Source organism: Cognatishimia activa (assembly GCF_001458335.1).
In the GTDB taxonomy this organism is placed as follows: Bacteria; Pseudomonadota; Alphaproteobacteria; order Rhodobacterales; family Rhodobacteraceae; genus Cognatishimia; species Cognatishimia activa.
Window position 1 is genome coordinate 395366 of the sequence record NZ_CYTO01000009.1, and the last position, 21638, is coordinate 417003.

Below are 21638 nucleotides of genomic sequence, written 5' to 3' on the forward strand. Positions count from 1 at the left end.
GTATCGTTTCAGAAATGATGGTATGAGATTTTCGCTGGGCTTCGTCCTGGCGATTTCCCTTGCGGGCCTACAGTTCATCGCGATTTTGTTCGTGGTGACAACATCTTACCTGTCTTCCGAACGCGCGATCTTGGATCACGCGCGCGGGTTGATGGAAGGTGTGGGGTCTAACGCAGTAGAGCACACCAAACGCTTCCTAGAGCCGGCGGGTGAGATTACGGATCAGGCCCAACGTGTTCTAACAACCGGGCTTGTCGGCACCACAGACCGCGAGACAATGGAAAGGTATTTCTTTGAGCTCGTGCAAACAGAGCCTCAGATTGCCGGCGTGAACTTTGGCGATGAAGAAGGCAACTTTGTCTATGTGATGAAGAGCGATGGGCCAGGCCCATATCGCACTAAATTTATCACGATAGAGAACGGCGTGCGTCACGTGGATTTCATCTGGCGTGACGAGAATTACCAAGCGGTGGCCTTTAGCAACGATCCACTCGATACCTATGATGCGCGGACGCGGCCTTGGTATCTGAAAGCCAGTGATCTAGAGCGCCGCATCTGGACCAATCCCTATATCTTCTTTTCATCCCAACAACCGGGCATCACTGTTGCAGCTCCGGTCATTTTCGAAAGGGACGGGCTACAGGGTGTGGTCGGCGTTGATATCGAGATTTCGGATATTTCCGGCTTTTTGTCAGACCTACGCGTCAGCGATAGCGGTGCTGCCATGATCCTTGGGGAAGATGGCAGCCTTTTGGCCCATCCCGATCCCAATCAGATCAAGGTGCAGAACGAAGACGGCTCATTGAGCTTTGCCAATATCGGCGATATCGACGATCCGATTTCTCGGGCGGCTTTCGGCAATATCGAAGGCCCAAACATCACCAATTTGGTGTCCCAGTCCAATTTTGACTATCAAAACCACGAATACATGGGGCTATTCGCGCCGCTCGCCGGGGTGGACCTGCCTTGGACCGTGGCCGTTTACGCCCCGGAAGATGACTTTATCGGTGAAATCAAAGCCAATCGAGAGCGCAATATCTGGATTGCAGCAGGGATTTCCGTGCTGACCGCGATTGTTGGATTGACCATTGCTGAATTGATCCTGCGACCCGTTCGAGCTTTTGCTGTGCGAACGGCATTGGTCTCGCAGGGCGAAGTCTCTGCACGTGCGCCTTTGCCAAAGACCTATAAAGAGCTGAGCAAGGCCAACAAAACGCTAATTGACGAGATTGCGCAGCGGCGAGAATCTGAGGCGAAGGTACAGGAGCTTAGCCGAGACCTGGCCCATTTCTCGCGCGTCAGTGTTATGGGACAAATGGCCAGCGGTTTGGCCCATGAACTTAGCCAGCCTTTGACCGCGATCACTCAGAATGTGGACGCCGCGATTTCGACTGCGAAGGAAGAGGGCGCCAATAATGAAGACCTCTTGGCGATCCTGAACGATCTGGATGAACAAGCCCACCAAGGCGGAGACGTGGTGCGGGCTCTGCGTGGGTTTGTGCGTAAGGATGAAGGCGAGATTGCATCGTTTAATTTCAACGAGTTGATCGATCAGGCCAAACGTCTGATGCGCCATGAGGCGGAAGATCATCACGTGACATTGGTTTATGAGCGCGCGGCAGATCCGATGGTCATCGGCAATCGTGTTCAGGTAGCTCAAGTCCTGATTAACCTTATTCGGAATGCGATTGAGGCTATTGCCGCGGCAGAGTCTAAAACCCGACAGGTGGTGGTGCACGCAGAAGCGGATGGCAAGGTCCTAGAAGTTCGCGTTGAAGATACGGGGCCGGGGGTGCCGGAAGGGGTGAAGCTCTTTAAGCAATTCCAAACCAGCAAAGAAGACGGCATGGGGCTAGGCCTGTCGATTTCTCGCAAAATCATTGAAACAAATGGTGGCCGGTTGTGGCTGGACAAAACGGCAGTTGGCAAAACGCGCTTCTGCTTTACCATTCCCCGTGAAAGCGCCTAAAAGGCCGACCAAATCGCGGAAGTCGGGACAAAATCTTGGAAAATTCAATCGTATTTCTGGTGGATGACGAAGAAGAAGTGCGCGCAACCCTGTCGCGTGCCCTGCGCAAACGTGGCTTCACGGTTGTGGCCTATGAGTCTGCACAGGCCTTCTTGGACGCATACAGACCGGAGCAGACGGGGTGCGTGGTTCTGGACTACGGTATGCCCGAGATGAATGGGTTAGAGCTTCAGGCGATGATGAATGATGCGGAGATTTCGATCCCCGTGATCTTCATCTCTGGCCATGGCGGTATTCCGGAAACGGTTCAGGCGATGAAAGCGGGCGCTGTGGATTTCTTGGAAAAACCGTTTCGCCAGAGTGCTTTGGTGGCCTGCATTGAATCTGCATTTGAACGGGATTTGCAAAACCGCAAGGTCGCCTCGGAAGAAAACGCCGCCAAAGAACGCTTTGGCCGCCTGACCTCTCGCGAACGGGAAATTGCGGTGTTTATGATGGAAAACCCGTCTAACACGGCCAGCAAAGAAATCGGCCGCGCGCTTGATATTTCACCGCGCACCGTCGACCACCACCGTGCTCGTATCTTGGAAAAGATGGAGATCGGGTCGGTGATCGAACTGGTGGAATTGTCACAGAAAGTGCTGTCTTAAATCGACACGCTTGCCAGCAGCTCTTCGCGTTTCAGCTCTGCTTTGGTTTTCGAGAAAGTGACTTCGCCGCGGGTCAGCACCGTGAATTCATCGCCAAGATCGTAAGCGAAATCAAAGAATTGCTCCACGAGGATAATCGCCATGTCGCCTTGATCGCGCAGGTAGCGGATCACGTCGCCGATCTGTTTGATAATATTGGGCTGGATGCCTTCGGTGGGTTCATCAAGCAGGAGTAGTTTTGGTTTCGCCACCAATGCACGGGCAATTGCAAGCTGTTGTTGCTGGCCGCCGGAAAGGTCACCACCACGGCGGTTGCGCATGTCTTGCAGGACCGGGAAGAGCTCGAAAATCTCATCTTCGACCTTGCGTTTTTCACGGTCCAAGCAGGCATAGCCCGTTTCCAGATTTTCGCGCACGGTCATCAGCGGGAACACGTCGCGACCTTGGGGCACATAGCCCACGCCCATCTTGGCAAGCGTGTATGCTTTCGCGCCTTTGGCGACAGGTTGTCCGTCCAAGGTCATGTCTCCACCAGAGCGTCCATGGGTGCCTGAAATCGCTTTGAGCAGGCTGGTTTTGCCAACACCATTGGTGCCCATGAGGCAGGTGACTTTGCCCACTTCGGCGGCGATGGACACATCATACAGGATCTGCGAATGCCCGTAGTGCAGGGTCAGGTTTTCTACATTCAGCATCTCTTAGCGCCCCAGATAAACATCAATGACTTCAGGGTCTTGGGTGACGTGGTCAATGGAGCCTTCCGCAAGAACAGACCCTTCATGCAGCACGGTGACTTTACAGTTCAAACGGCGCACAAATTCCATGTCGTGTTCAACAACCACCACCGCGCGGGATTTGGCCGCCTCCACCAAGATTTCCGTGGTTTTCTCACGCTCCGCCGGGGTCATACCCGCCGCTGGTTCGTCCACCAGCAAGAGGCGCGGGTCTTGGGCGAGCAGCATACCGATTTCGAGCCATTGCTTTTGGCCGTGACTGAGTTCGCCTGCTTTGCGGGTCAGCTGTTCGGTCAAGTTGATCTCTTCCGCCAAAGCTTCGATGCGTGCCGCGCCCTCGGCGGATTTGCGATAGAACAGCACCTCGAACGGGCCACGCGGGTTTTTCAACGCCATGGCGAGATTTTCGCGCACGGTTTGATCTTCGAACACCGTGGGTTTTTGGAATTTTCGACCAATACCTTCACGGGCAATCATGCTCTCGGATTTGCCGATCAGGTTGATGGATTTCTCACCCCACAAAACGCGGCCCTCATCGGGTTTGGTCTTGCCGGTGATGATGTCCATAAAGGTGGTTTTGCCGGCCCCGTTGGGGCCAATGATTGCGCGCATTTCCGGCTCGCCAATCTGGAAGGCCAGATTGTTGATCGCCTTAAAGCCGTCAAAAGAAACGGAGACGCCCGAGAGTTCTAGAAGGGTGCTCATAACGCGTCCTTTTTCAATCTGTCAAAGATCATGCCGATGCCGCCCGGGAAGAAGAGGGTGACCGCTACGAAAGAGAAACCAAGCAGCACGAGCCACCATTCGGTCCATTGAATCGTGTAGAACCCAAGGTTCACATTTGGCGCTCCGCCGCCGGTGAACCAGCTAGACAGCAGCGAAACAAAGGCTGTGCCGATGACTGCTCCGTAAAGGCGACCACGACCCCCGATTGCCACCCAAACCGCCAGATAGATCGACGCGATTGGGGCAATTTCTGCCGGGTTGATGATACCGGCTTGCGGGTAGTAAAGCGCGCCTGCGATGCCGGCGATAATCGCGGTGAGCGTAAAGACAAAGAGCTTATAGCTTTCAACGTGATAGCCAAGGAACCTGACGCGGGCTTCATCATCGCGAATAGCGCGGATGACGCTGCCCATTTTGCCGGACAGAACCCGGGCAAAGAGAACGTAGCCCAAAGCCAAAGCCAGGGCGGATGCCCAGAAGAAAGCCATAGAGATCATCGATTGCGGCACCGCTTCAAAGCCCGGAATGTTCTGCAGGCCAGACAGACCATTGTTGCCGCGCAAACCACTGTCGTTTTGGAACAGGTAGAGCGCCAGCGCGAGGGTCATGGCTTGGGTCAGGATCGACAGGTAAACGCCGGTGACGCGAGAGCGGAAGGCGAGCCAGCCAAAGATCAATGCCAAAAGGCCCGGCACCAGAACCACCAGCAAGAGCTGCAGGAACAAGCTGTGGGAGAAGGCCCAGATCAGCGGGAATTCAGACGAGCCGACGACTCCAAAGATTTGCGTCGCAATGGCGTCGTTGATCTCGGTGGCCGTGGCCGGAATGGTGCGTTCCGCCAAGTTCTGCGTCACGATGGTTTCCGTGCGCGCATACATCAGCCACATGCCCACTGCGTAGCCACCAATGCCGAAGAAGGCGAAGTGACCAAGCGAAAGAATACCGCAATAGCCCCAGACCACGTCCATGGCGATGGCCACAAGGCAGAGGCATAGAACCTTGCCCAAGGTCTTAACAAAAGAGGTGGAAATCACCCCTGCGCCGGTGGCTTCCGCCAGTAGGGTCACGCCAAGGGTGAACAGACCCAGACAGGCGAGGAACCACAGGACGGATGGGTTTTCAGCAAGAAAGCTCTTACGCATCGGATCAATCTCCCGCCGCGCGGCCTTTGAGGGCGATGATGCCCTTTGGCCGGAATTGAATGAACAGGATGATGAAGAGGATCATATAGGTTTGCGCCGCCAAAGTGTTGGACGGGTTGAGCCACTCGACCCCCTTTTGGAACGTGCCGATCATCGCAGCCCCTGCAAGGGTGCCCCAAACGTTACCGACACCGCCCACAACCACGGTCATGAAGGACTGTACGATATAGTCAGAGCCCATTTCAGAGGTCACTTTGGCGAAGAGGCCGATGGCCACACCGGCGATGCCCGCGATGCCCGAACCCAAACCAAAGGTCATCATTTTGATCTTGTCCGGGTTGATCCCCATAGAAGACGCCATGCGCGGGTTTTGCGTCACGGCGCGCACTTCCAGTCCCAGACGGGTTTTCTTCAGGATGAAGAGCAACAGGCCCAAGAACAGGAGCGCCAGAACAAAGATCGCAATCCGGATATAGCTGATCTGAACCACGTCATTGATGATCCACGCGCCATCCAACCAGCCCGGAGAGGTCAGAGGACGCGCCTGCGTGCCAAAGATGTTTTTCGCAAGCTGTTGCAGTGCAATTGAAATACCGAAAGTGGCCAGCAGTGTTTCCAGCGGGCGATTATAGAGCCAACGGATCACCAAGCGCTCCATCGCCACGCCTGCGGCGAAGGTCACCATGAAGGCCAGCGGGATCGCGACAATCAAAGACGCGGTGTAGTTGGGCACAAATTGCTGAACCACGTAGCCTGTGTAAGCGCCCATCATAATGAACTCGCCATGGGCCATGTTGATGACGCCCATGACGCCGAATGTAATGGCGAGGCCGACTGCTGCGAGGAAGTAGATTGATGCCAGAGAGATCGCATCGAGGCTGAGGTCAAAGAACTGGTTCACAGCCACATTGGTTTGCACTTCGCGCTGTGCTTCCGCTGCAGCAGAGGTCACATCGGCATCGTCTTCTAAATAGACGCGGCTGAACTGGTAGGTCTCAAGCGCCTCGGTGACCATTGTGTCTGTTACGCGAGTAGGGACCGCACCCGCGGCTGCCAAGCTGTCATAAGCTTGCTCGCGTTTGCTGAGGTCGGCCAGTTGCGCCACAGGGATGTCCGCGACTTTGCCGCCTTCCACATTGGCTTCCAGCGCCAAGCGGAGTTCATTTTCAGAAATCTGCGGGGTGAGGCTTTGCTGTTCAACAAGCAATTCGTAGGCCGCATTGCGTGTGATATCTTCGCCGACGGTAAGCTTCTCGGCGATATTGCCTTCTGCGTCACCTTCAAAGCTAACGAGTTCGCTTTCCAAAATCTGTGAAAGCACCGCGCGGCCTTCTACGCTGAGGTCATCTGACATGCTTTCAATCGCGGCAACCCGTGCTGCGCTGTCGTCACCAAAACGGGCGTTGAGGTAGTTGGCCAGTTGTTCTTTGCGCGCTTTCAAAGCTGCGTCTGGTTCATTCTCAATTGATCCCAAGAGGGGGGCGAGCATTGCGCCGGTCATATTGCGGGCAATGGCGTTTACTGCGCTGCTGCGGCGCGCAATATCAGGATCGCTGAGTTGGAATTGCACCAAGGCCGAGGCGATTTCTTTGCGCACGCCGCCATTGGGTTTGATTTGTTTGACCGCTTTTGCGTCCACCGTGGAAACCACGTCGCCTGTATCCACATCGGTCAGGGCAATGCCCCCATCCGCTTTTGCTCCGTAAAAGAACAGCCCGTCTTCTTTGCGGCTGTAGACGTCTTTGTTCTGCCAGCTCTCAAGAAACTGTGGGGCTGTCGGAAGACCGGACGCCACCAACGCATCTAGCACGGGACCAACGGTTTTACGGGAAGGTTTCGCCACCACCTTTTGGTTTTCTTGCAGCAGGCTTTGCAGCTCTTGCGCATGGGCGGTCAGTGGCAGGCACAAGAGGGCCAGCACCATCGAGAGGATACGGATCATGGGAGGGTCGCCGAGTTAAGTGAGGCCAAGGCGAAAAACGCGCCTTGGCCGGTCGTTCTTAGATCAGATTAGTAGTTAGACTTGATCTGAACGCAGGAGTTGGTTTCGGTGTTGTACATACCGCAACCCAGTTCTTTCCAGTCGGACTTCAGAACTGCAGATGCTGGCAGGAAGTCTGTCCATGCGTCACCTGGAACTTCAGTGGTTTTGGAGATGATGTCGAACTGACCGTCCGCTTGGATTTCACCAATCAGAACTGGTTTCGCCAGGTGGTGGTTTGGCAGCATCACGGCTGTACCGCCTGTCAGGTTCGGGTACTCTTGGCCATACATCGCTGTACGTACTGCATCAACGTCAGTTGTGCCCGCTTCTTCAACCGCGTTTACCCACATGTTGAAGCCGATGAAGTGCGCTTCCATTGGGTCGTTTGTTACACGCTCTGCACCTGCGAAGGCTTTCCATGCGTCGATGAATTCAGCGTTTACGTCAGTCTCTGCGGACTGGAAGTAGTTCCAAGCAGCCAGGTGACCAACGAGGTTGGATGTGTCCAGACCGGACAGCTCTTCTTCACCCACAGAGAACGCAACCACTGGGATTTCGTCTGCAGAGATGCCAGCTGCTGCCAGCTCTTTATAGAAGCCGATGTTCGCGTCACCGTTGATGGTGGAGATCACGCCAACGGATTTACCGTCTTCGCCCAGAGCAACAACGTCTGCAACGATGGTCGCCCAGTCGGAATGACCGAATGGTGTGTAGTTCACGAAGATGTCCTCTTTCGCGATACCATTGTCTTGCAGGTACTGCTCAAGGATGTTGTTTGTCGTACGTGGGTAAACGTAGTCAGTGCCCAGCAGAGCGAATTTTTCTACGCCCAGCTCTTCCAGGAAGTAGTCAACCGCAGGGATCGCCTGCTGGTTTGGTGCCGCACCGGTGTAGAATACGTTCTTGGAAGACTCTTCGCCTTCATACTGAACAGGGTAGAACATAAGGCCGTTCAGTTCTTCGAGAACTGGCAGGGCGGATTTACGGGACACAGATGTCCAAGAACCAAAGATCACGTCAACTTCGTTTACGGTCAGCAGTTCGCGCGCTTTTTCAGCAAATAGTGGCCAGTCAGACGCTGGGTCCACGACGACCGCTTCCACGTCACAACCCAGAACGCCGCCTTTTGCGTTTTGCTGGTCAACCAGCATCAGCATGGTGTCTTTCAGAGTGGTTTCAGAGATCGCCATTGTGCCGGACAAAGAGTGCAGAACACCCACTTTAACAGTACAGTCCGCCGCCATCGCCGCAGAACCAGCAATCGTCAGAGCAGCTGCGCTGGTTAGGGTTTTTGCGAATTTCATCATATTTAACTCCCCGCGGAGCACCAGCTACGTTGCGCAAAACTGCACAAACAAGTAGCAATGACTCCGCAACGTTTGTTGCATTTCGTGTGGCGGTCTTACCGAGGTCCAATCGTTTGGCCGTCACACACCATTTTCCCCCACGAGCCGCTGAGAGCATGAACCCGTGATCAGGTGGCCTTATCAAAAGTTCTGAACTGGCTTTCGTTCAATGTTTGGAGGCGAAACCAGAGCTTATTTCGGGGCTGAGGTTAATTTTTGTGCAAATATATTTGCCGTAGTCTAAAAATTAATCAGTTAGGCGCGCCTTAGCGTCAATTTTACCGCTAACTGATCACTTCCTGACGCATTTGATGAAGGATGCAGCAGAACAGTTTCGGGAATCGTTACCATAATCACTGCTGCTACATATCAGACCCAAACTGCGATCGGTCCTGTGCCGCGTACCAAGGGGACGCTTGCGCTATCGTCTAAGTCTGTTGGCGGAGCCAGTGGAATTGATCGGTTCCGCACCTCTGGGGCAATGAAAGCGCTGTTTCCACGCGCTGAAGATGTTCAGGCCATTCTTATCAATACATCTGGAGGGCTGACAGGCGGGGATACCATCGATCTTGAATGTGCGGCGGGCGCTGGCAGTTCTTTGACATTGACCACACAGGCGGCAGAGCGGGCCTATCGCGCGCAAGAAGGTCATGCGCGGATGACCACTTCGCTTGAGGTTGGCCCGGATGCCCAGATCAATTGGCTGCCACAAGAGATGATCCTGTTTGATGGGTCTGCACTCGAGCGACGCTTGGCAGCGAACCTTGCGCCTGACGCGCGATTGCTGATGGTCGAGCCGGTGATCTTTGGGCGCGTGGCCATGGGGGAAACCCTGACATCGGTTTGGTTTAAAGACCGCATTCGAATTAACCGCGATGGCGAGCCGCTTTATTGGGATGGTCTTGATTTGGACGGCGACACCGTCGCCCATCTCGCGCGCCCGGCAATCGGGGCCGGGGCCGGGGCGATGGTCAGCCTGATCTATGTCGCGCCTGACGCGGAGGCTCATCTTGATGCGATCCGCGCGGTCTTGCCCGAAACCGGTGGTGCCAGCCTTCTTGGCCCCGACCTTTTAACCTTACGCATGGTTGCGCCTGACGGTTTTGAACTGCGTCGCAGCCTCATTCCTATTTTAGAGCGGTTGACCAAAGACCAGCTCCCTACCTCTTGGAGACTTTGAACGATGAACCTGACCCCGAGGGAAAAAGACAAGCTTCTGGTGGCCATGGCCGCTGAGGTGGCGCGCAAACGACTGGCGCGCGGTGTGAAGCTGAACCACCCTGAGGCGATTGCCCTGATTACGGATGCCGTTGTGGAAGGCGCACGAGACGGGCGTTCCGTGGCTGACATGATGGAAGCAGGTGCCGAGGTCATCAGCCGCGACCAATGCATGGATGGCGTCGCCGAAATGATCCACGAGGTTCAAGTTGAAGCCACATTCCCTGACGGCACCAAGCTGGTGACCGTACACAACCCAATTCGCTGAGGAGATCCCGTTATGAAAACTGCACTGAAAACCATTCTGCCGATTGCCCTGACCGCATCTCCTGCGCTTGCTCATACTGGTGTGCATATGCACCCACATGGGAGCGAGAACTGGATCGCGGGTGCGCTGCTTGTGGGCACCTGTGTTGCTGTTTATGGCGCGCGCCGTCTTGCAGCCCTTCGCGTGGAGAGCCGCAAATGATCCCGGGTGAGGTTATGGCCGCACCGGGCGAACTGGTGCTGAATGAGGGCGCGGAAGCGATCACATTGATGGTTGCCAATACCGGGGACCGCCCGGTGCAGGTGGGCAGCCATTATCATTTCGCTGAAACCAATCCCGGTTTGGAATTTGATCGTGAAGCGGCCCATGGCATGCGCCTGGACATTGCTGCGGGCACTGCCGTGCGGTTTGAACCGGGCCAGCGCCGCGAAGTTCAGCTGATCCCGATTTCCGGGAACCGTGTCGTTTATGGGTTTAATCAAAAAGTCATGGGGGCGCTTTAAATGCCAGCAACCATCAAACGCTCTGACTATGCGGCTATGTTTGGCCCGACCGTGGGCGACAAAGTGCGCCTTGCGGATACAGACCTGATTATTGAAGTCGAAAAAGACCTCACCGGCCCTTACGGCGAAGAGGTGAAATTCGGCGGTGGTAAAGTGATCCGTGACGGAATGGGCCAAGCCCAGACCACCCGCGCCGATGGCGCTGTTGATACTGTTATCACCAATGCTTTGATCGTCGACCATACGGGCATCTACAAAGCTGACGTGGGCTTAAAAGACGGCCGCATTCACAAAATTGGCAAGGCGGGCAACCCCGACACGCAACCGGGCGTGAACATCATTGTAGGCCCCGGCACAGAGGCGATCGCTGGCGAGGGCCGCATCCTGACCGCAGGCGGTTTTGACAGCCATATCCACTTTATCTGTCCGCAGCAGATCGAGGACGCATTGCACTCGGGCCTGACCACCATGCTCGGCGGAGGCACCGGGCCAGCCCATGGGACATTGGCCACCACCTGTACTCCCGGTGCTTGGCACATTGGTCGCATGATGCAGGCGGCAGATGCGTTTCCGATGAACCTTGCTTTTGCAGGCAAAGGTAACGCGAGCTTGCCAGCGGCTTTGGAAGAACAGATCAAGGCCGGTGCTTGTGCCATGAAGCTTCACGAGGATTGGGGCACTACTCCGGGGGCCATTGATTGCTGTCTATCCGTGGCGGATGACATGGACGTTCAGGTGATGATCCACACGGATACGCTGAACGAAAGCGGGTTCGTAGAAAACACTGTCGCCGCCATGAAGGGCCGCACCATCCACGCCTTCCACACGGAAGGGGCCGGGGGCGGTCACGCGCCGGATATCATTAAGATCTGCGGCGAAGAGCATGTTCTGCCATCTTCCACCAATCCGACCCGTCCTTTCACGGTGAACACGATCGAAGAGCATCTGGACATGCTCATGGTCTGTCACCACTTGGACAAGTCGATCCCAGAAGATGTGGCTTTTGCCGAAAGCCGTATTCGTCGTGAGACAATCGCGGCCGAAGACATCCTGCATGACATGGGTGCGTTCTCGATTATTGCCTCGGATTCTCAGGCCATGGGCCGTGTGGGCGAAGTGTTGATCCGCACCTGGCAAACCGCTGATAAGATGAAGAAACAACGGGGTCGTCTGGCGGAAGAAACGGGCGATAACGACAACTTCCGGGTGCGCCGCTATGTGGCAAAATACACCATCAACCCGGCGATTGCGCATGGTCTCAGCCATGCGATTGGCTCAATTGAGGAAGGCAAACGGGCTGACCTTGTGCTGTGGAACCCTGCCTTCTTTGGCGTGAAACCGGAAATGGTTCTGCTGGGTGGCACCATTGCAATGGCGCAGATGGGTGATCCGAACGCGTCCATCCCGACACCGCAACCAGTCTACAGCCGCCCGATGTTTGGCGCCTATGGACGGTCTGTTGAAAACTCTGCCGTGACCTTTGTGTCTGAAGCGGCGCAAGCGGATGGGATTGGCGACAAGCTCGGCATCGCAAAGGCGACCATGGCCGTGCAAAACACGCGCAACATCGGTAAGAAAGACCTGAAACTGAACAGCGCCACACCCGAGGTTGAGGTGAACCCCGAAACCTATGAGGTGCGCGCAGATGGCGAACTTTTGACCTGTCAGCCAGCGACTGAATTGCCCATGGCGCAGCGCTATTTCCTCTACTAAGGCCAAAACGATGACTGCACTACCTTTGGCTCAGACACTCCACCGCCACAGCCACGCGGACCACGCGGGGACGGTGACTTTGAGCTATGACGACCGTTTCCTGCGCCGCAAACGCCTGATCATGGACAGTGGCGAGGCCTTTGTGGTGGATTTGGAAAAAACCACGTCGTTGGATCAGGGCGACGCGTTGGAATTGGCTGATGGGCGTCTGATCAAAGTGAAGGCGGCGGTTGAAGAGGTGCTGGTGGTGACCGGTGAGAACCTGCCACGCCTGGCCTGGCATATTGGCAACCGCCATACGCCATGCCAGATCGAGGCGGAACGGCTGCTGATCCAGCGCGATCCGGTGATCAAACATATGCTGGAACACCTCGGCGCAACCATTTTGGATGCGGACGAACCCTTCACGCCGGAAGGGGGGGCCTATGGTCACGGGCGCACCCACTCCCATGATCATGGGAACAGCGCCCATGATCATGACCACGGACATTCCCACGATCACAGCCATGCCCATTGATCCGAAACTCCTGACCTTAACCCAATGGTTGTCGCCATCTTTCCCGGTGGGAGCGTTTGCCTATTCCCATGGGCTAGAGCAGGCGGTGCGCAGTGATTGGGTGAAGGACGGCGGCAGTCTGGCCGCTTGGCTTGAAGATGTGGCGCTCTATGGAAGTGGCCATAGCGATGCGATCTGGATCCGGCTGGCTTATGCGTGTGAAGACGTGGCTGCGGTTGAGGCGTTGAACTTTAAATGCCGGGCTTATGCGCCTGCGTTTGAGCGGCAACGAGAGGCAGAACGGCAAGGGCGCGCCTTTGCGAAAGTGGCCTCAGAAGTCTGGACGCTGACACTGCCCGATCTGCAATTCCCGGTGGCGCTGGGCTTTGCAGCGCGGCAGGAAGATCTGGATATTGAAGCGGTGATCACCCTTTATCTGCAGGGCTTTCTTGGCAATCTTGTGGCTGCCGCGCAGCGTTTGATGCCTTTGGGGCAAACCGATGCGCAAGGGATTTTGGCAAAGCTCAATCCTGTTTGTTTAGACATTGCCGCGCAAACCCAAGGCAAGCAGTTGGACGATATCTCCTCGACTGCTTTCCTGTCTGATATCGCCGCGATGCGGCACGAAACTCTACAACCTCGGATTTTTCAATCATGACGAAAATGAACGGTCCATTGCGCATTGGCATTGGCGGCCCGGTGGGCGCTGGCAAGACGACCTTGACCGCGCGCTTGTCCGAAGCGCTGAAGACTGAATACTCGATCGGCGTCATCACCAATGACATCTACACGCAAGAAGATGCTGAAGCGCTGATGCGCATGCAGATCTTGCCGCAAGACCGCATTATTGGCGTAGAAACAGGGGGTTGCCCTCATACGGCCATCCGCGAGGATGCGTCCATCAACCTCGCAGCAGTTGCTGAAATGCAGGAACGCCATGCGGATTTGGAAATCGTTTTGATTGAGAGCGGTGGGGATAATCTGTCTGCAACGTTTTCTCCGGAACTCGCGGATCTAACCATCTACGTGATTGATGTGGCGGCTGGCGAAGAGATCCCACGCAAGGGTGGTCCTGCGCTGACGCGGTCGGACATTCTGATCATCAACAAAACCGATCTTGCCCCGCATGTGGGCGCCTCTCTCGAGGTAATGCAGTCTGACGCGACGAAGGCCCGTGGTGGTCGACCGTTTCTGTTCACCAATCTGAAGGCAGGTGAAGGTGCTTCTGCGGTGAAAGATGAGGTGCTAAAACAGGCGGGGCTAGCGGCTTGAGGCCCAGAGCCTTGAATAAGCCGCATGGCTTGGCCTTTGAGGGGTGTTCATGACAATCTCGCCAGACATTCTGGTCTTTAGCGATCTGGACGGAACGCTGATCGATCACGAAACCTATGCGTGGTCTGCGGCAAAACCTGCCTTGGCCGCTCTCAAAAAAGCGGGTGCAGGGGTTGTGCTCTCAAGCAGTAAAACGGCGGCCGAAATGATCGTTTTGCGCACAGAGATGGGTTTGAATGATTGGCCCGCAATTGTTGAAAACGGGGCAGGGGTTTTGCCCTCTGGTGCTGCGGCCCTTCCTGAGCCTGTCCAGTATGCACAACTCAGAGCGGTGCTGGACCAATTGCCAGAAGAGTTTCGCCAAATGTTCACTGGATTTGGTGATATGAGCATCGCGGATTTGGTTGAGGCAACGGGCCTTGATCAAGACGCCGCGGCTTTGGCGAAAGAGCGTTGTTTTTCAGAGCCGGGACTTTGGTCTGGCGACGAAGCGCAGAAGGGCGTTTTTCTCAAAGCTCTCGAAGATCAAGGTATTACCGCCCAGCAAGGCGGTCGGTTTTTGACCCTGTCATTTGGCAGCAACAAAGCGGATCAAATGCGTGCACTGGCCCATAAGTTCAATCCCAAACACACCATTGCGCTTGGGGATGCCCCCAACGATATTCAGATGTTGGAAGCAGCTGAGTTTCCGGTGGTGATCAAAAACCCTCACCGTGCGCCGCTTGCACCGCTCGTAAACGAGACCCGCGCAATCCGAACGCAGCTTCCCGGGCCACAAGGCTGGAACGTAGCCATCCTTGACCTGTTGAACCAAATAGCACCGAACCCAACGACCTAAATTTAAAGGCAAAATTCCATGGCAGACTTCCATCAGAACGGCAATATCACCACGCTTCACGATTTGCGGGTGCGCTCGCCGGAGGACTTGGAGATGGAGCTGCGCACCTTTGCGGAGACCCGCAAAATCTCGTTGATCCTGCCGTGCCTTTATTCCGAGCTTGAAGGTGAGGCGATGCCCCACATCTTGGAAGAATTGTCCAAGGTATCCTATTTGCATCGTATTATCATTGGCTTAGACGCCGCAGACGAAGCGCAATTTCGCCACGCAAAGGCGTTCTTTGAAGGATTGAACCAGAACCATATCGTGATTTGGAACGATAGCCCGCGCATGCTGGCGCTTGGTGACCGGTTGAAAGCTATGGGGCTCGCGCCGACGGAAAAGGGCAAGGGCAAGAATGTCTGGTCGTCGCTTGGGTATCTGATCAGCTGTGCTGACAGTGCGGTCATGGCGATCCATGATTGCGATATTCTGACCTATGATCGTGATATGCTGGCGAAATTGGTCTATCCGGTGGCCAATCCAAACTTTCCCTATCAAGTGGCAAAAGGGTTCTACCCGCGTATTGGTGGCGGCAAACTGAATGGCCGCGTGACGCGCCTGCTTGTCAGCCCGCTTTTGATCGCGCTCAACCGTGTGATCGGGTCGCGCGATTACATCGATTACCTGCGCAGCTTCCGATATCCGTTGTCGGGCGAATTCGCGATGCGCACCGCGATCTTGCCGGACTTGCGCATTCCTTCGGACTGGGGCTTGGAGATTGGTGTTCTTTCTGAGGCTTGGCGCAATCTCGCGCGCAAAGCGGTCTGTCAGGTCGAGATTTCCGACGCCTATGACCACAAACATCAGTCCTTAAGTCCGGATGAGGCCACAGCAGGCCTAAACCGCATGTCGACAGATATCTGCAAAGCGATTTTCCGAAAGCTTGCTGCTGATGGCACGGTTTTCACGCAAAACACCTTCCGCACGTTGAAAGCGACCTATTATCGCTGCGCATTGGATGCGTTGGAGTCCTATTACAACGATGCCAAAATGAACGGGCTTCAGATTGACCGCCATACGGAAGAGAAATCGATCGAATTGTTCGCCGAGAATATCGTGCGCGCAGGGCAGGTTTTCTTGGAGAACCCGAACGAAACCCCCTTCATTCCAACCTGGAACCGCGTGCATTCCGCGGATCCTGCATTCTTGTCAGATCTTCAGGATGCGGCACGGGCAGATGAGGCGGAATACCAATAGGTTAGGGCCTGTTGGTGATCCATCGACATTGGTAAGGGGCAAGGGTTAGGTTTTCCTCATTCATGTCCACCGCTTCACCGGTCAACAAATCGATCCATTGCTCGTCATCGATGAGATTCATGGATAGGTGAGGTATCTCTACCTTGCGATCACTGACGTTGTGCAATGCAAAGATGGACTGGCTGCGATCCAAGCTTTGCCGCCAGATGCCAAAGACCTCGTCCGCCAAAGGAATGGTGAACTGTGTTGCGTTGGGGTGGAACGCAGGCTGCGCGGCGCGGACTTTCAGTCGGTCACTTAGAGCGCTTAACACGCGAGATTGTGCGGAATTTGGATCATCCAAACGCGCGTTCAGCTCAGGATAATCCCAACGATGGCGGTTGATCGCGCGGTTCATGCCGCGATGTGCGACCTGTTCGTGATCGTTCGGGGTGGCCAGCATTGAGTGAATGTAAAAGGCTGGTATCCCCTCAAGGGACATCACGATGGTTTGGGTGCACAGGAACCGCTCAAAATGCAGGTTGTCCGGACCATCAAAGGTCTGGCCAGTGGCGTCATAGAAGGTTGTATTGATCTCGTATGGCGCTTCGCCTCCATTGGGGAGCGCGCGCATAGAGACCAGGCCGCCAATAGCTTTGATCGTATCGATCATTTTCGCTTTTTCATCTTCCGGCAAGATGCCCTCGACGGGGCGCATGCCGATACCGTCATGGCTTGCGGTGAAGTTCAGATAGGCGCAACCCATTGGTGCGGGTGGCATGCCGCTTTGCCAACGGCGCAGGTAATGCGCCGAGCCCGACATAACCGCGTGTAAGATCAGCGGCGGCAACGGGAAGTTATAAATCGCATGGGCTTCGTCCCGCTTGCCGAAATAGCTTAGGTTTTCAGCCTTTGGTACGTTGGTTTCCGTAAGAAGGATGATGTCTTCTTCGGCAAAGTCGCAAAGGTGGCGCATCAGCTGCACCACCGCATGGGTTTGGGGCAGGTGAATTGATGGGGTGCCGACCTCTTTCCAAAGGAAGGCCACCGCATCAAGCCGGATGATTTTCACCCCGTTGTCTACGTGCAAACGGATGATGCGTAGGAACTCGAGCAAGACCTCAGGATTGCGGAAGTCCAGATCGATCTGGTCATGGCTAAAGGTACACCAGACGTGGCGCGGTCCATTTGACGTCTCGACTTTCTGGAGCAAAGGGGTCGTGCGGGGACGGACCACTTCGCTAACATCATCGTCGGGGGAGGCCTCAAAAAAGAATTTGTCATATGGTGACTGGCCCTGACGATAGGCGTTAAACCATGTGCTTTGGCTGGACATGTGGTTCAGCACCAAATCAGACATCAGGTTGAAATCTGCGCTGATGCGATTGATGTCGGGCCAATCGCCAAGCTGTGGATTTACGGCGCGGAAATCAGAGACCGCAAAACCATCGTCAGAGGTATATGGGAAAAACGGGAGAATATGGACGGAGTTCAAGACACCGTTTAGGCGACGCAATAAGAAGTCATGCAGCAAATCCAGCGGCTTATGGGAGCCATCCAAAATCGAGTTGCCGTAGGTGATCAGCAAGGCGTCTTTTTCATTCCAAAGGTCATTGCTGGGCGCGCGCCCTTTTTCAAGACGCGCTTTGTCTTCTGGCCAAAAGGCCTGTTTTACCTCGGACCCAAAGGCCGTTACGTCGATGTCAGGGTAAATCTCTTTGATCAACGCGGTTAGTCGGGCATCAAAGGTGCTGGTTTTTTGGTCGCTCATGAGTCTGGTTTGCCAAAGCAGTGGGTCATCGCAACCGATTTTGCATCAATTCTGCCTGAACTGCGAAAGCTAAAGCGCATGTGCCTGATATTTGTGCAGATTTTTAGTGTTTAAGGGGGAGCAAACCCTCTGGTTGAAATTCGACAGCCTTGTGATTTGGCTCAGTCGGATAAGGTCAATTCAATGACCTCGCCGCCAGCAGCGTCGGCGTCTGCTTTATCATGGGTGACCATCAAAACGGGTAAATTGGCAGCACGTGCGCGATCAAAAACCAATTTACGCATGCGGTCTCGTAGGGTCGCGTCCAGGCGCGAGAATGGCTCATCCAACAAAATGGCTTCTGGTTCCGCGAGAAGCATCCGCATAAGAGCAACCCGCGCACGTTGACCACCTGAAAGCGTATCAGGATCGCGGTTGGTGAAACCTTCGAGGCCGATTTCGTATAGCGCTGCGTCGATTTTTGTCGCGCGATCATCAACGCCGGGCGGCAGCCCAAAGCCTATGTTTTGGCCGACGGACAGATGCGGAAACAACAGGTGATCTTGAAACAAAATGCCGACGCGTCGCTTTTGCGGTGCAAGCTCGTTTAGCTTGCGTCCGTTCAAAGTGATGACGCCGGAACAAGTGAATTCTGGTGCCAATGCTCCTGTAATTGCCGACAAAATTGTTGATTTGCCAACGCCGGATGGCCCCATCAGGCTAACCACAGTGCCCGGTGCCACTTGGGTGTTTACGGCGGCCAAAAGCCGCCCATCCCGGTGATGGATCTGTAAGTTGTCTAGGCAAAGACCTGTCTCAGCCATGGAGCAATCCTTTTCGGTTGCGAAACACCAATCGAGGTATGATCAACGCAGCAGCAAATGGCCACCATGCGTTGGCGGTAAGCACAAGGGTCCAGACGCCGATGGCGCGTCGGTCTCCGCCGGACGATAGGGCGAGTGCTTCGGTGGTTAAAGTTGCGACGCGCCCGCCCGAGGTCATGAGCGTTGGCAGAAATTGCCCAATCGACACGGCCATTCCAATCGCCACTGCAGTCAGAATGGGGGCGAGGAGCATGGGCAGGCGCAGCCGCCACAACACACCGTCCGCTGAACTGCCCATCGTGGCTGCAATCGTTCCAATGCGGGCGTCCCAAGCGCGGAAGGGACCGGCGAGGGCGAGGAACACATAAGGCAGCACAAAGATGACGTGGCTGATCAACACTGGGGTAAATCCTTGCGCCGCCCCGAATTGTAGGAGCAAAATTTGTAAGCCCGGAAGGAAGGCGATCTGCGGCAAGATGAGTGGCAGGTAGAGAATGATCATGCCGCCCCGGCCAAGGTTTTGACCACGTCTGACCTCGGCCTCAAGGCAACCAAGCACAAGAACCAATGCAATCAGCGTCGCGGCAATCGCCAAACCAAGCGTGACCAAGGTGACATCGAGCGCCTCCCAACCGTGACGGCTCCAGCTGCGCAGGCCAAATGAGCTGGGGAGCGCTTCGGGAAAACGCCAGCGTCCAGCGAAAGACCAGATGGCTTGGCTGATCAGGCCACCGATGATGGTGATGGCGGCAAAACTTGCGAGGGATAGACCGAACAGGCGGCTGACGCTGTCGCGGGTTCCGGCTGCGCGCGCGCCTTTGTTCACGGATCGATTGCGAAGCCAAGCAAACGCGCGTTCGCCAGAGAACCAGATTAGGATAGTGGCTGCGACCAATGCCAGTTGCGTGAGCGCCGCCGCAGCCGCTGGCGCGCGCAGGGCGAGATCCGGATCTGTCATCCACTGTAGGATAAATACGGAAAGCGTTGGCGGTGTTGTGGGGCCCAGCACCATGGCCACATCGACGTTCGACATGGCATAGGCGAGCACGGCGTAAACGGGCAGGCGGATTTGGCCATAGAGAGCAGGCAACACCAAAAGCAACCATGCGCGGGTCTTGCCATAGCCTAGCGACTGCGCCACTTGCATACGCCCGCGCACGCCGATTTGGGGGAGGGCCGCGAGGGACATAAGCAGCAGAAATGGCAATTCTTTCGCGATCAATCCTGCGATCAGAGCGATCCCTTGCGGGTCCTGAACAATCAGCAAATCCGGCGGCCTCTCCCAGCCCGTGGCCCACGGGGATAAAAGGCGCGAGGCCCAGCCCGATGGGGCGATCATAAAGGCAAGACCCAGCGCGGCGGCAGCATGGGGCATGGCAAGGAGCGGTGACAGAACGCGCTCTAACGCTTTGAAAACACGGGTGCCATGCCATCCGGCGATGAGAAGGATACAGCCCAAAAGGGCGATGGCGGTAGAGATCACTCCGGTTTTGACGGAAAGCCAGATGGACATTTCAATGCCCGGCTCACTCAGAAACATGGCCCATGGGGTGAGTGAGAACCCACTTTCGCCTGTCAGGCGCATGCCGCCGAAGGCGGGCAGCAACGTGCCCAGTAATCCAGCGGCGATGGGGCCGAGAAGAACGGCGATGGTGATAAGGGGGATAAGCCCCCAACCACCGCCGTTGTTGGTCTTATTGCGCAACACCGTAACGCTCTGTCCAGTCCGCTTGGATTTGTGTCATCCAGCTTGGGTGCGGTTCCGGGAGGGCTTTGCCCAGCTCGGCAGGGGGCAGCGTCGCAATACCCAGATCGAGATTGGCGAATGCGTCCGCATCAGCGGCGGGCAGCGCGGCCATGTCCAGAACGGTGCCGTAACCCAGAATGTCAGGGGTTTGGGCGCGCAGCTGTGCTTCTGGGCTGAGCAGGAAGTTTGCCACCACCATGGCACCGGCTTTGGCGTTTGCGTTGTAAGGGATGGCCACGAAGCTCGCGTTGCCCAAGGTACCGCCGTCAAGCACGTAGGTGCGTGCGCTTTCTGGCAGTTGTTCGTTGGCAATGGCTGCGGTTGCTTCACCCGGAGAGAAGCTGATCGCCAGATCGACTTCGCCATCGTTGATCAGTTGCAATTGGCGCGGGCCAGTCTGTGGGTAGGCTTTGCCAGAACGCCACAGGTTTGGCGTTGCGGTTTCAAGCCATGCCCAAAGCGGTGCGGTGACCTCTGCATAATTGTCGCCTGCAGGTGCTTGCAGTGCTGTGGCATCCGGTGCCAATTCGATCAGCATTTGCTTGAGGAATGTGGACCCCAAGAAGTCCGGTGGCTGTGGGAAGGTGAAACGGCCCGGGTTGGCGGCGATCCACTCTTGCAGCGCGTCTGCGGATTTTGGTGGTTCTGGCAGGGTTTCACTATCGTAGATGAACACCACCTGCGCCATGGCCCATGGGCTTTCATACCCGTCTGTGGGGACCGTGAAATCGGTTGTTACAGTCTTTCCAGCCACGTCGACATATTGCCAATTCGGCAGGCTTTCCGCGAAAGGGCCAAACAGAAGGTCGGCTTCTTTCATCGCGTTGAAGTTCGCGCCGTTGATCCAAATCATATCAACCGCGCCACCTTCATCTTTGCCCGCAGCCTGTTCGGCTACAACGCGGCCGACCGCATCGGCCGTGTCCGTCAGTTTGACATGTTCAAGGGTGACCCCATGGTCTTCTTTGACCCGATCACCAACCCAAGCGATGAAGTCATTGGTGGTGGTAGAGCCGCCCCAAGCATTCCAATAAACGGTCTCGCCATTTGCCGCTTTCAACACGCTGTCCCAATCGCTTGGGTCTGTGTCAGCAAACGCGGCTGAGGCGAGAACAAGGCTGCCTGCGGCCAATAGATGTTTCATGGGGTGTCCTTCCCTTGGTACTTTTTATTCGTTAAGTCTTGGCAATGCCTGCGTTTTTGAGGCGGGCCCGGACCATTTTAAACAGGGATAGAGAAG

General features: G+C 55.6%; 21 protein-coding genes. 12 read left to right on the plus strand and 9 right to left on the minus strand.

Translation table 11 applies throughout. From position 1 onward, the window contains the following. Nucleotides 1-22: 22 nt before the first annotated feature. Both TA5113_RS06435 and TA5113_RS06440 read left to right on the plus strand, forming a co-directional pair. Nucleotides 23-1969, plus strand: coding sequence for an ATP-binding protein (locus tag TA5113_RS06435; protein WP_058315523.1), 1947 nt, complete (start codon nt 23-25; stop codon nt 1967-1969). Between the two features lie 35 nt (nt 1970-2004). Next, nucleotides 2005-2619, plus strand: coding sequence for a response regulator transcription factor (locus TA5113_RS06440; RefSeq protein ID WP_058315524.1), 615 nt, complete (start codon nt 2005-2007; stop codon nt 2617-2619). Here TA5113_RS06440 and urtE read toward each other — a convergent pair. The 5 genes from urtE to urtA all read right to left on the minus strand — a co-directional run bounded on the left by urtE (nt 2616) and on the right by urtA (nt 8512). Continuing rightward, on the minus strand, nt 2616-3314 hold the full coding sequence (urtE, locus tag TA5113_RS06445) for an urea ABC transporter ATP-binding subunit UrtE (RefSeq protein WP_058315525.1): 699 nt from the start codon (nt 3312-3314) through the stop codon (nt 2616-2618). The two genes, TA5113_RS06440 and urtE, sit on opposite strands and share 4 nt — an antisense overlap. Before the next feature lie 3 nt (nt 3315-3317). Continuing rightward, nucleotides 3318-4058 carry an urea ABC transporter ATP-binding protein UrtD gene (urtD, locus tag TA5113_RS06450; protein ID WP_058315526.1) on the minus strand — a complete coding sequence of 247 codons (741 nt, stop codon included), beginning with the start codon at nt 4056-4058 and terminating at the stop codon, nt 3318-3320. Continuing rightward, complete coding sequence (gene urtC / locus TA5113_RS06455; RefSeq protein WP_058315527.1) at nt 4055-5221, minus strand: urea ABC transporter permease subunit UrtC; 1167 nt, start codon at nt 5219-5221, stop codon at nt 4055-4057. The genes urtD and urtC overlap by 4 nt, the downstream gene beginning before the upstream one ends. Before the next feature lie 4 nt (nt 5222-5225). Further along, nucleotides 5226-7163 carry an urea ABC transporter permease subunit UrtB gene (gene urtB, locus TA5113_RS06460; RefSeq protein WP_058315528.1) on the minus strand — a complete coding sequence of 646 codons (1938 nt, stop codon included), beginning with the start codon at nt 7161-7163 and terminating at the stop codon, nt 5226-5228. A gap of 68 nt (nt 7164-7231) precedes the next feature. Continuing rightward, nucleotides 7232-8512, minus strand: coding sequence for an urea ABC transporter substrate-binding protein (gene urtA, locus TA5113_RS06465; protein WP_106387470.1), 1281 nt, complete (start codon nt 8510-8512; stop codon nt 7232-7234). A 433-nt stretch (nt 8513-8945) separates the two neighbouring features. Between urtA and TA5113_RS06470 the strand changes: the two genes are divergently transcribed. The 10 genes from TA5113_RS06470 to TA5113_RS06515 are packed head-to-tail and all read left to right on the plus strand — an operon-like array spanning nt 8946 to nt 16098. Further along, a complete protein-coding gene (locus tag TA5113_RS06470) occupies nt 8946-9731 on the plus strand; it encodes an urease accessory protein UreD (protein ID WP_058315529.1) in 786 nt (261 codons plus the stop codon). 3 nt (nt 9732-9734) lie between these two features. After that, entirely contained in the window at nt 9735-10037 is a 303-nt protein-coding gene (locus TA5113_RS06475; RefSeq protein ID WP_058315530.1) for an urease subunit gamma, read from the plus strand. Between the two features lie 12 nt (nt 10038-10049). Then, nucleotides 10050-10238, plus strand: a complete 189-nt coding sequence (locus TA5113_RS06480; protein ID WP_058315531.1) for a hypothetical protein — start codon at nt 10050-10052, stop codon at nt 10236-10238. Beyond that, nucleotides 10235-10540 carry an urease subunit beta gene (locus tag TA5113_RS06485; RefSeq protein ID WP_058315532.1) on the plus strand — a complete coding sequence of 102 codons (306 nt, stop codon included), beginning with the start codon at nt 10235-10237 and terminating at the stop codon, nt 10538-10540. The genes TA5113_RS06480 and TA5113_RS06485 overlap by 4 nt, the downstream gene beginning before the upstream one ends. After that, nucleotides 10541-12253 (plus strand): urease subunit alpha, encoded by a 1713-nt coding sequence (ureC, locus tag TA5113_RS06490; protein WP_058315533.1) that lies wholly within the window; start codon nt 10541-10543, stop codon nt 12251-12253. Nucleotides 12254-12263: 10 nt separating this feature from the next. Then, nucleotides 12264-12770: an urease accessory protein UreE gene (gene ureE, locus TA5113_RS06495; RefSeq protein ID WP_058315534.1), complete on the plus strand. Its 507-nt coding sequence runs from the start codon at nt 12264-12266 to the stop codon at nt 12768-12770. Further along, nucleotides 12724-13407: an urease accessory protein UreF gene (locus TA5113_RS06500; RefSeq protein WP_245627173.1), complete on the plus strand. Its 684-nt coding sequence runs from the start codon at nt 12724-12726 to the stop codon at nt 13405-13407. The genes ureE and TA5113_RS06500 overlap by 47 nt, the downstream gene beginning before the upstream one ends. Next, entirely contained in the window at nt 13404-14021 is a 618-nt protein-coding gene (gene ureG / locus TA5113_RS06505) for an urease accessory protein UreG (RefSeq protein ID WP_058315536.1), read from the plus strand. The genes TA5113_RS06500 and ureG overlap by 4 nt, the downstream gene beginning before the upstream one ends. A 49-nt stretch (nt 14022-14070) precedes the next feature. Then, nucleotides 14071-14859, plus strand: coding sequence for an HAD-IIB family hydrolase (locus TA5113_RS06510; RefSeq protein ID WP_058315537.1), 789 nt, complete (start codon nt 14071-14073; stop codon nt 14857-14859). Between the two features lie 18 nt (nt 14860-14877). Next, nucleotides 14878-16098, plus strand: a complete 1221-nt coding sequence (locus TA5113_RS06515; protein ID WP_058315538.1) for a glycosyltransferase family protein — start codon at nt 14878-14880, stop codon at nt 16096-16098. A gap of 1 nt (nt 16099) precedes the next feature. On the opposite strand, the gene TA5113_RS06520 is transcribed toward TA5113_RS06515, so the two are convergent. From TA5113_RS06520 to TA5113_RS06535, 4 genes are all read right to left on the minus strand, one after another. Further along, nucleotides 16100-17848: a sugar phosphorylase gene (locus tag TA5113_RS06520; protein ID WP_058315539.1), complete on the minus strand. Its 1749-nt coding sequence runs from the start codon at nt 17846-17848 to the stop codon at nt 16100-16102. A 161-nt stretch (nt 17849-18009) separates the two neighbouring features. Next, complete coding sequence (locus TA5113_RS06525) at nt 18010-18651, minus strand: ATP-binding cassette domain-containing protein (RefSeq protein ID WP_058315540.1); 642 nt, start codon at nt 18649-18651, stop codon at nt 18010-18012. Then, entirely contained in the window at nt 18644-20359 is a 1716-nt protein-coding gene (locus tag TA5113_RS06530; RefSeq protein WP_245627174.1) for an ABC transporter permease, read from the minus strand. The genes TA5113_RS06525 and TA5113_RS06530 overlap by 8 nt, the downstream gene beginning before the upstream one ends. Beyond that, on the minus strand, nt 20346-21542 hold the full coding sequence (locus tag TA5113_RS06535) for an ABC transporter substrate-binding protein (protein ID WP_058315541.1): 1197 nt from the start codon (nt 21540-21542) through the stop codon (nt 20346-20348). Before TA5113_RS06535 ends, TA5113_RS06530 begins: the two co-directional genes overlap by 14 nt. Nucleotides 21543-21638: the final 96 nt, after the last annotated feature.

What these genes read in the sequence shown, in the direction of transcription:
- TA5113_RS06535 (WP_058315541.1), bottom strand. Translation starts at nt 21,542, where the DNA reads ATGAAACATCTATTGGCCGCAGGCAGCCTTGTTCTCGCCTCAGCCGCG.
- ureE (WP_058315534.1), top strand. Translation starts at nt 12,264, where the DNA reads ATGACTGCACTACCTTTGGCTCAGACACTCCACCGCCACAGCCACGCG.
- ureG (WP_058315536.1), top strand. Translation starts at nt 13,404, where the DNA reads ATGACGAAAATGAACGGTCCATTGCGCATTGGCATTGGCGGCCCGGTG.
- urtA (WP_106387470.1), bottom strand. Translation starts at nt 8,512, where the DNA reads ATGATGAAATTCGCAAAAACCCTAACCAGCGCAGCTGCTCTGACGATT.
- ureC (WP_058315533.1), top strand. Translation starts at nt 10,541, where the DNA reads ATGCCAGCAACCATCAAACGCTCTGACTATGCGGCTATGTTTGGCCCG.
- TA5113_RS06525 (WP_058315540.1), bottom strand. Translation starts at nt 18,651, where the DNA reads ATGGCTGAGACAGGTCTTTGCCTAGACAACTTACAGATCCATCACCGG.
- TA5113_RS06500 (WP_245627173.1), top strand. Translation starts at nt 12,724, where the DNA reads ATGATCATGACCACGGACATTCCCACGATCACAGCCATGCCCATTGAT.
- urtB (WP_058315528.1), bottom strand. Translation starts at nt 7,163, where the DNA reads ATGATCCGTATCCTCTCGATGGTGCTGGCCCTCTTGTGCCTGCCACTG.
- TA5113_RS06510 (WP_058315537.1), top strand. Translation starts at nt 14,071, where the DNA reads ATGACAATCTCGCCAGACATTCTGGTCTTTAGCGATCTGGACGGAACG.
- urtD (WP_058315526.1), bottom strand. Translation starts at nt 4,058, where the DNA reads ATGAGCACCCTTCTAGAACTCTCGGGCGTCTCCGTTTCTTTTGACGGC.
- TA5113_RS06475 (WP_058315530.1), top strand. Translation starts at nt 9,735, where the DNA reads ATGAACCTGACCCCGAGGGAAAAAGACAAGCTTCTGGTGGCCATGGCC.
- TA5113_RS06485 (WP_058315532.1), top strand. Translation starts at nt 10,235, where the DNA reads ATGATCCCGGGTGAGGTTATGGCCGCACCGGGCGAACTGGTGCTGAAT.
- TA5113_RS06480 (WP_058315531.1), top strand. Translation starts at nt 10,050, where the DNA reads ATGAAAACTGCACTGAAAACCATTCTGCCGATTGCCCTGACCGCATCT.
- TA5113_RS06520 (WP_058315539.1), bottom strand. Translation starts at nt 17,848, where the DNA reads ATGAGCGACCAAAAAACCAGCACCTTTGATGCCCGACTAACCGCGTTG.
- TA5113_RS06435 (WP_058315523.1), top strand. Translation starts at nt 23, where the DNA reads ATGAGATTTTCGCTGGGCTTCGTCCTGGCGATTTCCCTTGCGGGCCTA.
- TA5113_RS06515 (WP_058315538.1), top strand. Translation starts at nt 14,878, where the DNA reads ATGGCAGACTTCCATCAGAACGGCAATATCACCACGCTTCACGATTTG.
- urtE (WP_058315525.1), bottom strand. Translation starts at nt 3,314, where the DNA reads ATGCTGAATGTAGAAAACCTGACCCTGCACTACGGGCATTCGCAGATC.
- urtC (WP_058315527.1), bottom strand. Translation starts at nt 5,221, where the DNA reads ATGCGTAAGAGCTTTCTTGCTGAAAACCCATCCGTCCTGTGGTTCCTC.